Source organism: Xanthomonas hortorum pv. cynarae, from assembly GCF_002939985.1.
Taxonomy (GTDB): Bacteria; Pseudomonadota; Gammaproteobacteria; order Xanthomonadales; family Xanthomonadaceae; genus Xanthomonas; species Xanthomonas hortorum_D.
The window spans coordinates 1-13,407 of the sequence record NZ_MDFM01000055.1 but is presented as its reverse complement, the minus strand read 5'-3'; the positions used below and the strand labels follow the sequence as shown (position 1 = coordinate 13,407).

General features: G+C 56.9%; 14 protein-coding genes and 2 tRNA genes. 2 read left to right on the top strand and 14 right to left on the bottom strand.

The genetic code is table 11. The features are described 5' to 3' along the window. From XcyCFBP4188_RS21765 to uvrB, 13 genes are all read right to left on the bottom strand, one after another. Nucleotides 1–1,313 (bottom strand): VirB4 family type IV secretion/conjugal transfer ATPase (locus tag XcyCFBP4188_RS21765; RefSeq protein ID WP_487410578.1); only part of this gene is annotated, 1,313 nt, incomplete at its 3' end. A 100-nt stretch (nucleotides 1,314–1,413) separates the two neighbouring features. Further along, entirely contained in the window at nucleotides 1,414–1,725 is a 312-nt protein-coding gene (locus XcyCFBP4188_RS21760) for a VirB3 family type IV secretion system protein (RefSeq protein WP_006449263.1), read from the bottom strand. Continuing rightward, nucleotides 1,718–2,131 (bottom strand): TrbC/VirB2 family protein, encoded by a 414-nt coding sequence (locus tag XcyCFBP4188_RS21755; protein ID WP_043907616.1) that lies wholly within the window; start codon nucleotides 2,129–2,131, stop codon nucleotides 1,718–1,720. Before XcyCFBP4188_RS21755 ends, XcyCFBP4188_RS21760 begins: the two co-directional genes overlap by 8 nt. A 58-nt stretch (nucleotides 2,132–2,189) precedes the next feature. Then, nucleotides 2,190–3,014 carry a lytic transglycosylase domain-containing protein gene (locus tag XcyCFBP4188_RS21750; RefSeq protein WP_043907618.1) on the bottom strand — a complete coding sequence of 275 codons (825 nt, stop codon included), beginning with the start codon at nucleotides 3,012–3,014 and terminating at the stop codon, nucleotides 2,190–2,192. 62 nt (nucleotides 3,015–3,076) lie between these two features. Next, nucleotides 3,077–4,126 (bottom strand): P-type DNA transfer ATPase VirB11, encoded by a 1,050-nt coding sequence (gene virB11, locus XcyCFBP4188_RS21745; protein ID WP_174705872.1) that lies wholly within the window; start codon nucleotides 4,124–4,126, stop codon nucleotides 3,077–3,079. A 5-nt stretch (nucleotides 4,127–4,131) separates the two neighbouring features. Continuing rightward, a complete protein-coding gene (locus tag XcyCFBP4188_RS21740; RefSeq protein WP_006449259.1) occupies nucleotides 4,132–5,301 on the bottom strand; it encodes a TrbI/VirB10 family protein in 1,170 nt (389 codons plus the stop codon). After that, the gene (locus tag XcyCFBP4188_RS21735; RefSeq protein WP_006449258.1) at nucleotides 5,298–6,065 is read right to left on the bottom strand and encodes a TrbG/VirB9 family P-type conjugative transfer protein; all 768 of its coding nucleotides are present in this window, start codon (nucleotides 6,063–6,065) and stop codon (nucleotides 5,298–5,300) included. The genes XcyCFBP4188_RS21740 and XcyCFBP4188_RS21735 overlap by 4 nt, the downstream gene beginning before the upstream one ends. Then, nucleotides 6,062–7,069, bottom strand: coding sequence for a VirB8 family type IV secretion system protein (locus tag XcyCFBP4188_RS21730; protein WP_006449257.1), 1,008 nt, complete (start codon nucleotides 7,067–7,069; stop codon nucleotides 6,062–6,064). The genes XcyCFBP4188_RS21735 and XcyCFBP4188_RS21730 overlap by 4 nt, the downstream gene beginning before the upstream one ends. A 129-nt stretch (nucleotides 7,070–7,198) precedes the next feature. Then, the gene (locus XcyCFBP4188_RS21725; protein ID WP_104592838.1) at nucleotides 7,199–7,609 is read right to left on the bottom strand and encodes a TcpQ domain-containing protein; all 411 of its coding nucleotides are present in this window, start codon (nucleotides 7,607–7,609) and stop codon (nucleotides 7,199–7,201) included. A gap of 345 nt (nucleotides 7,610–7,954) precedes the next feature. After that, complete coding sequence (locus tag XcyCFBP4188_RS21720; protein WP_104592837.1) at nucleotides 7,955–9,628, bottom strand: type IV secretory system conjugative DNA transfer family protein; 1,674 nt, start codon at nucleotides 9,626–9,628, stop codon at nucleotides 7,955–7,957. Nucleotides 9,629–9,665: 37 nt separating this feature from the next. Continuing rightward, nucleotides 9,666–9,908 (bottom strand): hypothetical protein, encoded by a 243-nt coding sequence (locus XcyCFBP4188_RS21715; RefSeq protein WP_006449254.1) that lies wholly within the window; start codon nucleotides 9,906–9,908, stop codon nucleotides 9,666–9,668. A gap of 190 nt (nucleotides 9,909–10,098) precedes the next feature. Then, nucleotides 10,099–10,173, bottom strand: a tRNA-Val gene (locus XcyCFBP4188_RS21710). Between the two features lie 97 nt (nucleotides 10,174–10,270). Further along, a complete protein-coding gene (uvrB, locus tag XcyCFBP4188_RS21705) occupies nucleotides 10,271–12,292 on the bottom strand; it encodes an excinuclease ABC subunit UvrB (protein WP_006449253.1) in 2,022 nt (673 codons plus the stop codon). A gap of 150 nt (nucleotides 12,293–12,442) precedes the next feature. Between uvrB and XcyCFBP4188_RS21700 the strand changes: the two genes are divergently transcribed. Both XcyCFBP4188_RS21700 and XcyCFBP4188_RS21695 read left to right on the top strand, forming a co-directional pair. Continuing rightward, the gene (locus XcyCFBP4188_RS21700) at nucleotides 12,443–12,976 is read left to right on the top strand and encodes a GspH/FimT family pseudopilin (protein ID WP_074066015.1); all 534 of its coding nucleotides are present in this window, start codon (nucleotides 12,443–12,445) and stop codon (nucleotides 12,974–12,976) included. 58 nt (nucleotides 12,977–13,034) lie between these two features. After that, nucleotides 13,035–13,111, top strand: a tRNA-Asn gene (locus XcyCFBP4188_RS21695). Nucleotides 13,112–13,188: 77 nt separating this feature from the next. Here the strand turns inward: XcyCFBP4188_RS21695 and XcyCFBP4188_RS21690 are convergent. After that, nucleotides 13,189–13,383, bottom strand: coding sequence for a hypothetical protein (locus XcyCFBP4188_RS21690; protein ID WP_248283121.1), 195 nt, complete (start codon nucleotides 13,381–13,383; stop codon nucleotides 13,189–13,191). Nucleotides 13,384–13,407: the final 24 nt, after the last annotated feature.

The window sequence follows — 13,407 nt, the reverse complement described above, 5'->3', positions numbered from 1 at the left end:
ATCGCCTTCTCGCCGAGGGAATTTTCGGCCGGATGTGTGGCGTGGAAGTTGAAGTAATACGGCTGCCCGTTGGTGGTCTGCAGCGTCGTGACACAGTCGCCCCACGGGTTGTTGTGCTGCTTGCCCTGGGCGAAGTTGTGCAGAGGCGACAGGCCAAGGAAATTGAGCGAGCTCAGATTCGCAATACGCGTGCGAAAGCGCCAGTTGCCCGGCAGTTGCGCATAGAACGAAGAAGCGATTGCCAGATCTTCCTTGGCGGACACGAAACCGGCGTTGGACAATTCGGCGCGTGTCGTCGCGATCTGCCTGGCCAACTTCTCCTGGCTATCGGCATAGACCGCCAAGGTAAAGTGATATTCGCCCAATACGAAGTTGCCGGAGGCCACGTCATCCATCGCCAGGTCTAGGTCGCGGATCTGGCTGGACGACTTGTCGCCCGACGAAATCATCATTCCCTTGGTGCGTTCCAACACCTTCAAGGCATCGTGGCGCCCAACCGGGCTGAACGAATGCGTCATCACGTATTCGAAATCAAGATACTTCAGGCCATTGAGAATGCCGGGATAGGTTCCGTCGGCATATTCCTTGATGTTGAGGATCGCACCGAAATGATTGATGCCATCCGGCGTGCGAATGACAAAATCGCCGGTCTTGTTGGCAAACATGTGCTTGCTGACAGGCAGATACGCCGGCACAGGCGCCTGCAGCACCGGAACCGGCTCGTCGATCCGGTTGAGCAAGTAGCCGAGAAACTCAAGTGTCTCGGAAAACACGACACCATTCTTGGCTTCATACATGCCAAGACGGTAAGGTGAATAATCCTTCAGCACCGCCTCAACGTTCGTGGCTAACTCGACGATCTTGGAGATGGCCTGCTCTTCCTCAGCCCTGATCTTGTCTGGATTGACAGACTTTTCGACCAGACGTCGTCCGGTAACGACAGGACGATAGATCATGCTGAAGTACAACTCGTTTTGCATGATTTTTTGCGATGAAAGCGCCGCGTAATACTCGTCGGACAGCGTCTGATTAAACGATTGCTTGAAGCGCCCGCCGGTACCGATCCTACGACGACGGCGAACGTCGTGAACCCAGAACGCGATATTAGCGAAATCCGGTGCACGCAATGTTTGCAGCAACCGATTGAACGTATTGTGCCGCTGCTCGAGTTCGAACTCGTCACGCCCAACGAAGGGCAAGCCAGCCAGATGCCAGATCAACAGATAGTCGCCACCGGTCGTCTTGACGACGGACGGTGCGACGTGTGTCGAAATGGAAACAAATTCGCCGATCGGACTGTCTGGACTGAACATGGTCTTACCAAGTTAAGAGGAAAACATCACATCAGGAACTACCTAAAACACCAACCCCACGCGAATTGAACGCATGGGGTTGGCTGACTTTTTCACGCGTTCATCGCGGCTTGCCCGGGGGTCCCTTGCGATACTCGTTGGGAGTGAATACCCACATCCCGGAATAACGCTGAAGGTTTCGGGCCCGCATTCGGAAAAGCCAGCGCAATCCAAGCAACCTGAAGATCATTTCGTCCCTCTTTGCCATTTGCTGCATGGCAAAGATGATGACGGGGATGGTTAACAGGTACCAAAGATTGAGGTACATCCCCAACAGCAGGCCACCGCCGGCACCGATGAAAAAGGGGATGTAAGGCACCCCCAGAAACATCGCCGGACGGGTGCAGCCGCGGAAGAGGACGTCTTTATGCATAGTACTGAGCGATCTGCACCAACGCAGCACCGACTCCCGAGCAGTCGTTCGCAGCAGCACCATCCTTGTTTTGAAGAATCATGTTGGCGATCTGGCCAGCTGCGCCAATCAGAACACCACCGATAAGGATTGGGGAAACCTCAGAGATACGCTTGTGTGCAAAGGCAATTTGATACCCGGCCACGATAACCGCAATGGTGACCACTGCAATCGAACCCATGTTCAGAAGCTTCTTCACATTATTCAGGAAGCCGCAAACCTGAGTGTCCGTGCCACCAAGGCCGTTGCCTTCTGCTGCTGCACCACCGGCAACCATCAGCAGCGAGATGAATACCAGCGCCTTCACTGCCTGGGTGCCAACCATCTTGGCATCTGCCATTGTCTTCTTGTCGATTTCAAACTTCATGTCTAACTCCTTGGGAACAGAGGGGGTCCAGCAGCCGTATCCTTGGCGATCTTCCATCCTAAAAAACAAATGCGCTATCTACTTGCGGAGCCGCCTGTGGTGCACGCGGCATTGAGACGGGATTTACGGGTTGATCAGTCTGCGTCGAGGCCTGAGGTGCGACAGCGGGCAACGCCACCCCACGCCCCTGGCCTGTCGGCTTTATCACATACAACTCGTTCTCCGCCGCAGGCGCCACAGAAGTGGCCCGGCTCGGCAGAGAGTAAGGTGCTGACGGTGCCGATAGCATAGGCCCTGACGGTGAAGCCACCGTGTTGCCCGCTCCAGATAGATCCTGAATACGACGCGCGACAATCGCATCTGCTAATTCGGCGGCCGCCTGCTTGAGCGGATTGGCAGGCCGCAACTGCACCTGGCGGGTCGGCACGACCGCAATGGGCTCGGGTCCAGAAGATGCTACCGACTGACGAATGGATGCATAGATCTTTTGGACGTAACCATGTTTGAAGCCGGTCTCGAAGTTGCCGGAGTAGTAACAGCTGAACGACTTGCCCCAATTAGCGCCTGAGCGCGAATGGCACTCCGCTAAAATCCTTGACGCAGCGACAAGATTGGGGCACTTGTCGAATGCCATCTCGTAACTGGTGAGCCCGTACTTCTGCAGGTTGTAGCGATTGACCTGGCCTAGTCCGAGGGAGAAGTTATAGCCCTTCTGCTCCAGCATCTTGGCAGTGGCCACTGCTTCAGCCAACCCCCGTGGCTCACGCACCAAGCGCCCGCCAACCACACCGATGGCATACGGATTGCGCGACGACTCGACACGGACAACGTGCTGCATTACCTCGCCAGGAACAGCAAGTCCAGTGCACCCCATCAGTTCCATGCCAGGCAACATGTCATTACTCCTTGCAAAACCAAACCAGCCCCAACGAAAAAATTTACCTCTCAACCGCCGCGCAAGGTTCTCAGAGGATCGAAGTCGATGCCTGTGATGAACCGCCGTCCCGCGTGCGCCTTGATATGAACCACGATGTCGATGGTCATTCTCAGCAAACGCTTGATCACCTCGAACTCCAGACCAGAGCCTTCGTTCGATGCCTTCACCATCAAGGCCAACTGGTCCCAGGTCTGCTCGACACTACCGGCGTGGCAACTGGTGATGGAACCCGGATGTCCCGAAGCGCAGTTACGGATGAAGTAGAACGACTCGTCACCGCGCAACTCGGCCAAGATGATGCGATCCGGCTTCATGCGCAGGCACGCTTCCATGCAACTCTTGGCAGTCACGTTGCTGGCGCTCTGCCCGCCCTTCGAGTACAGCAGGTGCACGGAATTAGGCTGACTGATGAACAGCTCTCTAGCGTCCTCGATGGTTACCAGGCGCTCTTGGTTCGGAATATGATTGACCAACGCCTTCATGAAGGTGGTCTTGCCGCTGCCGGTCGCTCCAGCAACGACGACGTTCTTCTTGTACAACACGCACTTTTTGAAGAACTCGGCATAGTCACGCTTGCGGCGTAACTCCAGCAACTCCTGATCATGGTCGCTGACATCCGCAGACTGTTCCAGCACCTCGTCGAAAAAACCGTCGTGTTTGTACTGCTCCAGCGACTTCGTGTGCTTGGACGGAAGCCGGATCGTGATGGATACCTTGCCGGCATCGCATGCCGGCGGCATCACGAACTGCGCGCGCTGCCCAGTCGGAAAAGTCAGTGACACCACCGGGTCGGCGTCGGTAATACGTTGCCCGGTATTGCTCTCGTTGACGACAGCCGTGCAGAACTGCCGAGCACGATCGTAGGTGAGGGACGGCACATCAACCCGCTGCCACCCATGAATGGTCTCAAGATACAACTCGCCCGGACGATTGATGCAGATTTCGGTCACGTCAGGCGAATTCAGGTAATCCAGGATTCCCAGCACTGAGTACTGGTAGTCCAGGAAGTCGTTCGAAATACGCGCTGTCGGGGAATCATCGATCGTCATGGCAGCCATGTCATTCACTTCGGCAGGACCGCCGAGAAATCGACGTCCTTGGCAACATAAACGTTCAACACGGTGCCCTGATTGATCGTCAAGGTTGCCGGACGGCGCCCAGACTTTTCGACAGCCTGCTCGGCAAGCTGCTGCATGCTGCGGGCGGTATTACTTTCAAAAGGCTGCTGAGTGACGATCCCGCTGCCAACACCGATTGTGGTCGTTTCTGGACCATATTCGGCAGCCGCATACTTGAAGGCATCGCTCAGCAGACTGATGAACAGAGCCGATGCAATCTTGTTGCCCCAATGGGCGTTGTAGTTGCCTGGATGGCCAGCGCTGCCCAACGTATCGATACCAGGCCCTACGAGCGTGACATCCAGCCCGGTCGGCGTGGTAACCCGATCCCAGACCACCTGCAGGCGCCGTGTCGTTGGCTCTCCGGCGCCATACTGACCAAGCATCTTGGAACCCTTCGGCAGAAGCAGGTTATGCCCGTTGATGGAGTACACCGGCTCGGTCACGATGCACGATGTATAGCCACCGAAATCGGAAATGATCCGGGTCTCGAGAATGCAGCGTATGTAGGTACCGCGCACCAACAAACCATCTGGATTGCTGATCGGCTTCGCCAGTGTGACAGCAGTATCCTCCTCTCCGGGCGCAGCTGGCGGACCAGGTTGCCCGGGCATGCCTGCACCATTCGCAGCGGATTCGGCGAGGATTCGGCGCTCCAACAATGTAGGACCGCGCTGACGTTCCGGTGTAGAACCGGCCTCTTCGCTATCAACAGTCGGCATCGGCGGCAGTGGCGGCAGACTCGGCTGCTGCGCGAGAGGCACGGGTGCCTCTTCGACGGGCGCAGTCATATTTTGCGGTAGCGCAGGCGCCACAACAGTCTCAGCTCGCGGCTTCGGCGGTGCCGAATCGTCCCCACTTTGCGTTGCTAGCCAGAAGATGACGAGAATCAGCAGAGCGGCGATGGCAGCCAGAAACACGAGCGCCTTACGATTCAGCCGCTTGATGTCGCTGGAGCGTAGCACCGGCTCATTAGCATCCAGGTCAGGCGTGGCACCTGCCTGTTGACGTGCAAAGTACGGGTTGTTGCGCTCATCGTACTCGCCGTTTCGCGGCTCTTCCCCGCGGTTTGCCGGGGAGCGATCATCTGGGCTGTTTGGAATATTCGAGTTCACTTTTGCTTGTTCCTTCGCAGACCGAGGACGTTATCGCCGTGGCGAACCACCAGGAAAGGATAGGTCCCATGCACAATCAGGGTGTTGCCTTCCACCGTCGTATTGACGAGAAAATCCTCGGCGTGTTCTTTCTCTCGAGCGAATACCGCCGGGAAATTCCCAGTCGGAAACCGAGTCAAATCCATGTTGATATAAGTGAACTTGCCATCATCGTACACCCGGCTTGGAATCAACCAGGATTTCTTGGTACGCGTGGAGTAATCATAATCATAGTAGTAACGACGATCCTTCAGGATCTTTGCGTTCAACAGTGGACCTTTCTTCGATGTGTCTGCATCTTCCACGTTATTGAAGCTCGTGTCTTTCGGGTAGGTAAACACAACCTTGTATTGAACACCCGCCTGCTTCGCCTGCTCGAGGCGCTGCCAATCTGTTGCAACCACCTTGAGCTCAAGAATATAGGAATGCGTCGCCGTACGAATCATCATGTTCGTGTCGACGTCGACGTTTTTGGGTTTCAGATAAAATACATTCTCACGCCGAGTGAGTTCCCAGCCACCAGTGAACCCGGTGCTGTAGTCCAGGATTTTCTCATTCGGGCTTAGCTCGACCTGAGTGGTAATCCCCAGACCCGTACGCACCTGATAGATACGATCAGGCGCATATTCGTATTCCTGAACCACCTGCGCCGCTGCTGAAAAAGCACATAGTGCAAGTGGCAGTGCTGAAAATAACGCAGCCCTGTACCGATTAAAGAGTTTCATCGACCGCTTGCTCCATTGACATTATTCGGCGTCCCTTGGGGTTGAATCGCAGGCAGACCCGGTGGCTGCATCTGATCGGGAAACGCTGGCTGTGCTTGCTGTTGCGGCACGCCACCCTGCGGCAAGGCTCCTTGCTGGAGCGGAACGCCGCCTTGCGGGACTGCACCAGAGACATTTGCCGCATTCGGATCGACAACGCTCGTGCCAGGTTGCTGTGCCGCTGCTTGATGCTGCGCGTTGATGACGGCACCAGCCGCAGGCGCTGCTGGCAGCGAGGAGTAGTCGTTATCGACCCGATAATCTGTCACCCGAAATCCAAGGGGATTTTCGACACGCAGGCTATCACTCATCTCCAGATTATCCTGATAGACGAATCCCATAGTCGCAATTTTGTTATCGAGCAGGGTGGAGAGCGTTGAATTCTTGTCATATACGGTTCGCTGGAAGCGCACGGTCGCACCTTTGTAAGGTTGCCCTTTCCCGCCAATCAGCGTGATACTCAGGATATTGACGCGCACTGCACGAAGCTTGCCGTATGTATTCAACGGCCGTAGCGGATTGTTTGAGGAATGCAGTGCGCGATATTCGTTTACAACATTTGTCGTGCCCATTGCTGACACGGTATTCCAGTCACGTTGACCGATGATCGACAAATCGAACGATTCGCGGGCAATGATGAAGCGTGCGATATTGCTGCGCGCCAAGGCCTCACTCGTAGTAATCGTCCGCCCACCAAAATTCGCTTCAAGCTTGGCGATAGTGCTTGTACCCGAATAGGCGTCTGCCATGACCAGATAGGGCACTTTCTCCTTCAACGGCAGCATGTAGTAATAGCCGCCCGCAGTCATGACCGTCACGACCATCGACAAGGTCGCCACAATCCACGCACGCTTTTCACTGCGGCGCGCAAGATCAGCGATGCTCACCTCGTAATTAACCGCCTTCTGGACGGCTGCCCCGACTTGGGCAGATCCATCTTTCTCACTGACCTTCTTACGCAACATGTCTAGATCCGTCACCGTGGGGCCTTGTCAGGCCTGAAACTGTTGCCGCGATGGGTTGCGGGCATCTGGGAGGCATGGACGTCCTTGTAAATGTGATGCCACAGGTGCATCGCATCAGTCGACGCTTCCTTAAAGCTTGGATCCGGTTGATACCGCTACGGGCTGTACGAGCAGCTTGTTGGCAGAGACTGACACCGAGACTCCTTGCGCCGAGTACACAGCACTGAGCTCAGTTGCAGCCTGCTGCACGCTGGTGGTGCTGATATTCGAAACTGGTGCGATCAGGGTGTAGTCCGACGGCAAGTTGTAGGACAACTGCATGTTGGAGTCCGCGGCCCAACGCTCAAGCATCGTCTTCAGCGTGCCATCCATCGGCGTGGCCTGATACGTGTAAGAGGTGTAGAGCGGAATTTCGGTCGGGGCCTCGTCAAAGTGATTGACGTGCTTCCAGCGCCCGCCAAAGTCAGGAGCAGGCTTGGTCGCGCAGGCGCCAGCCAACATGGCAGCCGCTAACACCAATGACAGCTTGGACACATACATCGGATTCACTCTGACTTCTCCAACTCAGGAAATTTCGGGCTTGATGATGGACAGCACTGCGGCCCCGCGCACCTAACAGTGGCGGAGCTATGCGGGCTTTGAGAAACCGGTTGGAAACGCGAGGCGCACATGACTCGCCCAAGCGGGCGAAGCAGTGCAGCGCATACGCGCAGAAGAAGATGAGCACACAGAAGAACCATCCATAGCCTTACTCCTATACGACCCCGTCCGGCGCCGCCCCTTAACAAAAAATCAACAATGCAGGAATTTCGGGTAACTTTGCCCTTAACGGACACATGAGTCAAGAATTACCCATCCACATGTGCACCCAAAGCGTGATTGATATCACACTCTAATGGAAAGCGTTTTCACGTCCGTCTTGGGCAGCAGTCGCGCGGTGAAGTAACGATCTTCGTAGTAGCGGATCTTGTCGCACTTCACAGGATGCGGAATACCTTCATACAGGAACACTTCTTTCTCGTTGCCCATTGCCTTGAGCTCCTGGGGAAGCATCAGTGCACGCCGCTCTTCGGAAACACTACGGGTCGTCTCTCGGCCCCGGGTGATGTTTTTCTTCTTGATCGTCGTGTAACCCAGCATCTCCGAGTAGTCGTTCGCGTCCTGCTGCTCGCGCGGCGCGTACAGGATCTGCAGCGCGTGGTTGGTGATGATGGTGCGTGACAGGTCTTTACCGTAGGTCGCATCCAGCTGCGCCATGCTCTGGATGATCGGCAACAGTCTGAGGTTGTACCCCGCCATGTACGCGACCGCGGTTGCGATGATGTCGACTTTGCCGATTGAGGTGAATTCGTCCATTAACAACAAGCACTGGTACTTCAGCTCGGGATTGGACTTTGGAAGCTCCCGCGTGTTGAGGTTGATGATCTGGCTGAAGAGCAGGTTGATGATGAGTCTGCTCTCGGCCAGCTTGTTGGGCTGGATGCCGATGTAGATGGTCATCTTCTTCTTGCGAAGATCGGTCAGCATGAAGTCGTCAGCACTGGTTGCCGCATCCAGTACGGGGTTGATCCATGCATTGAGCGGCTCTTTCAAGGTGCCCATGATCGATGCAAAGGTCTCATCGGCCTGTGACAGCATGTTGGCAAACGCCGAGCGTGCGTTGCTACTAAGGAACCTGCGCTCGGAGAGCGACTTCAGATATTTTTTCAGGTCTGTGCCATCTCCGGACGACAGCCGATAAATGCCGCCAAGCGTGGGCGCGCCTGCGCCGCCCGGGAAGCCAAGTGACAGTTCCTCATCCTGGTTTTCGAACAGGTACAGCGCGAAAGCCATGAACGCGTTGCGCGCCTGGCTGACCCAGAATTTCTGGTCGTCCGACCCATCCGGATACAGCATCGCGGCAATGCTCATCAGATCAGACACCCGGAACGCCGGATCATTGGAGACGTAGGTCAGCGGGTTCCAGCGATGCGTTCGGCGGTCTTCGGCGAATGGATTGAACAGGAAGACCTCATGCCCCTGACTGGCACGCCAGCCACTGGTCAGATCGAAGTTTTCCTGCTTGATGTCCAGGACAACGATCGATTCCTGATATTCGAGCAGATTGGGGATGACCACACCAACGCCCTTGCCAGAGCGCGTGGGCGCGGCAAGAATCACAAATTGCTGCCCGCTCAGTCGCACCAGCTTGCCGTTGAACTTGCCGACGACAATTCCATTACCGCTCGGCTTGAACAACCCGTGCTTGGAAAGATCTGCGGCTCCGGCAAAGCGCGCGTCACCATGCAGCGCACGTGGCTTTGGCTTGAGCACAAGCACAACCGTAATGGCCCAGACGATCCCCGGCAGACCAAAGCCGAGCACGCCGGACATATTGATCTTGGTCGCGTAAGGCGCCACTTCCGACAATCCCAACGCGCTGACGTAGCGGTAGTAGGTGTCCCAGGAATACAACCCGGTATCGAGTCGCAAGAGCAGCAATGTCAGATACCCGGACAGGGCATATCCAACGAGCAACGTCACCGCAGTGGCGATTGCAATTATTTTAGCTTTGGACACGCGACCCTACTCCTTAGGCTTACATCTCGACGGCCGTCTAGCGACGGACAACCGGCTTGTGATCGATCAGATCGGACTTGCGCCCGCCACTCTCGCTCTCGACCAGCGAGTCGATCCAGACCTTGGCTTGATCCAGGGAAAGATCTGGCGTAATTCGCGTCCCCGCCTCTGTCACGACCGCATAAGCCACGACTGCATCAGGCGCGTACACCTCTTCGCGAGTGATTGCCACCACACGGTAGCCCCCTCTGGTCAGCACGGTGTGCTGATACTCGTCCATTGCCAGCCTTCCTTTCGTCAGCGCGGAAGCGATGCTAAAGCAAGACGTGTGATGGAGAAAGCGGTTTCAACCACGCTGGCAGATCCGCAGACCAGCCTTACGCACACGACGCGTGCCGATGGCTATATTGAGATCGCAGCAAGATGATCGTGTTCAAACCACTCAAGTCGCCGTGCATCCGGACTTGGAGTGGTGGGCGGTACAGGGTTCGAACCTGTGACCCCTACCATGTCAAGGTAGTGCTCTACCGCTGAGCTAACCGCCCGTTTCCTGCGTCAGCATTGCGCTGTGCAGGGCGCGCATTCTAGCGCAGGGTTTCGCGGGCCACAAGCCCTCCCTGCACGTGAGCACCCTGCCCCGCCCTACGCCAGGCTCGCCGCCTTCAATTTCTGGATCTGGTCGCGAATCTGCGCTGCGGCCTCGAACTCCAGATCCTTGGCGTGCTGGTACATCTTCTGCTCCAGGCTCTTGAGCTTGCCGGCGATCTGGGCCGGCCCCATCGCGCGGTAGTCGACAGTGTCTTCGGCGATCTGACGCGACTTCGAACGGCCCTTGCCGGCTTTCTTCTCGGCCGCATCCTCGCGCGCGCCTTCCATGATGTCGGAGATCGGGCGCTGCACGGATTTCGGCGTGATGCCATGTTCGAGGTTGTACTCGACCTGCTTCTCGCGACGACGGTCGGTTTCGTCGATCGCCGCCTGCATCGAACGCGTCATCTTGTCGGCATACAGGATGGCCTTGCCACGCAGGTTGCGCGCGGCGCGCCCGATCGTCTGGATCAACGAACCAGTCGAACGCAGGAAGCCCTCCTTGTCGGCATCCAGGATCGCCACCAGCGATACTTCCGGCATGTCCAGACCTTCGCGCAGCAGATTGATGCCCACCAGCACGTCGAATTTGCCAAGGCGCAGATCGCGGATGATCTCCACCCGCTCAACAGTATCGATGTCCGAATGCAGGTAGCGCACCCGAATGCCGTGCTCGCCCAGGTATTCGGTGAGGTTCTCGGACATGCGCTTGGTTAGCGTGGTCACCAACACGCGATCGCCGAGCTTGATCCGCTCATGGATCTCGGACATGAGATCGTCGACCTGCGTGCCGACCGGGCGGATCTCGACCACCGGGTCGATCAGGCCGGTCGGGCGCACCACCAGCTCGGTGATCTCGCCTGCAGACTCACGCAGTTCGTATGGGCCCGGTGTGGCCGACACGTAGATGCTGCGCGGCGAGCGCGCCTCCCACTCTTCGAAACGCAGCGGCCGGTTATCCAACGCGGACGGAAGACGGAAGCCGAATTCCACCAGCGTTTCCTTGCGCGAACGATCGCCCTTGTACATCGCGCCGATCTGCGGAATGGTCACATGCGACTCGTCGATGACCAGCAGCGCATCCGGCGGCAAGTAGTCGAACAACGTCGGTGGCGGTTCGCCAGGCGCTTTGCCGGTGAGATGCCGCGAGTAGTTTTCGATGCCGTTGCAGAAGCCCACCTCGGCCATCATTTCCAGGTCGAACTGGGTGCGCTGCGCAAGGCGCTGCGCCTCGACCAGTTTGTTCTGCGAGTACAACTGCTCCAGCCGTTCCTTGAGCTCGTCCTTGATCGTGTCCACCGCACTGAGCGTGCGCTCGCGCGTAGTCGCGTAATGCGTCTTGGGATACACGGTGTAGCGCTGCAGCTTGCGCAGCGTCTCGCCGGTGAGCGGATCGAACAAGGTCAGCTGCTCGATGTCGCCGTCGAACAACTCGATACGCAATGCCTCGGTGTCAGACTCGGCCGGGAAGACATCGAGCACCTCGCCACGCACGCGGAACGCGCCGCGCGTCAGCTCGAATTCGTTGCGCGTGTACTGCAGATCGCTGAGATGACGGATCAACTTGCGCTGATCGATGTGCTCGCCCACTGACAGGATCAAGCGTAGCGACAAATAGTCTTCCGGCGCGCCCAGACCGTAGATCGCCGAGACCGTAGCCACCACCAACGAATCGCGACGCGACAGCAAGGTCTTGGTCGCAGACAGCCGCATCTGCTCGATGTGCTCGTTGATCGAACTGTCCTTCTCGATAAATGTATCCGACGACGGCACATAGGCCTCGGGTTGGTAGTAGTCGTAGTAGCTGACGAAGTACTCCACCGCGTTGTTCGGAAAGAACGACTTGAACTCGCCGTATAACTGGGCCGCCAACGTCTTGTTCGGCGCCATCACCAGGGTCGGCTTCTGTACCTGCTGGATCACGTTGGCGATGGTGTAGGTCTTGCCCGAGCCGGTCACGCCCAACAAGGTCTGCTTAGCCAGGCCGGCCTCGAAATTGGCCACCAACTTGTCGATAGCTGCGGGCTGGTCGCCGGCTGGGGAGTACGGGGATACGAGCTGAAAACGGTCGGTCATGGAGCAGTGCCCTCACATCGACCGAATAGTATAGCGACAGCCGATGACGGCGATGTTCGTGCTTTTCCCACCCCACTACTGGCAATGCTCTGATCGTCGAGCCTGTCCGCTTGTTGGACGCTTCAAGCTGCACGCATGGAGCACAAACGAATGGAAAAGCTACTTCATCAGTCAGGAATCAGCCTATTGGAGGTTGTGACTACTACGGCCGTGCTTGCTATGCTGGCTTCCATTGCGTGGCCATCCTTCACTGATTTACGTCAGACGCAACATGTACGTGCAACGATTTTCGAGCTCACCGCTACCCTTGCGATGGCACGCTCGACCTCCATTTCGAGAGGCACTCCAGTTGCCCTGTGCCCAAGTTCGCCAGTGCAAGGCTGCATCGAAAGCAACAATTGGACCGGGGGCTGGCTCGTCTATTCCGACCCGGATGGCAATCGAAGTCCGGATAGTGGGGACGATGTCATTTCGACAGCGGCCCTCAAGCCATCTTCACAGCTTCAGATCCGAACGACGTCAGGACGTAAGCAAGTGCGCTACGGCCCGCTCGGTCGAGCACTTGGCAGCAACCTGACATTTCATATCTGCAGCCAAGGCCTCCTTAGAGGAGAAGTCGTTGTCAACACGGCTGGACGTCCCCGATCCCGCCTGCTGAAAAAGTCCGAGGCCTGCCCGACCTGAAATTTCTCTAGTAGGGGGTTGCATAGCAGCCAGTCGCTCCCTATAATTTGGCTCCCCCGCCCGAATAGCTCAGCCGGTTAGAGCACTTGACTGTTAATCAGGGGGTCGTTGGTTCGAGTCCAACTTCGGGCGCCAAAAACATCAAGGGCTTGCGAGAAATCGCAAGCCCTTTTTTGTTGTACCGGGAAAATTACCGGGAAAATTCGCAGCCCTCACGACTCTGAGGGCTTGACCAGGTCAACGAACGCTAACGCTTCTGCCGACGACTCATCAGTGGGCAAAGTTGGTGGCGCTATCACCTGTAACTCGTGATCGTAGCGGTGCGTCATCTGCGGCGTGATGTGGCTGTCGACTCCCCGCAATTCAATGCCAGCTAAAACTAGAGGTCTGCGGTTGATGTTGCTCATGGAACTCGGCGGGTGTTAGCCCGC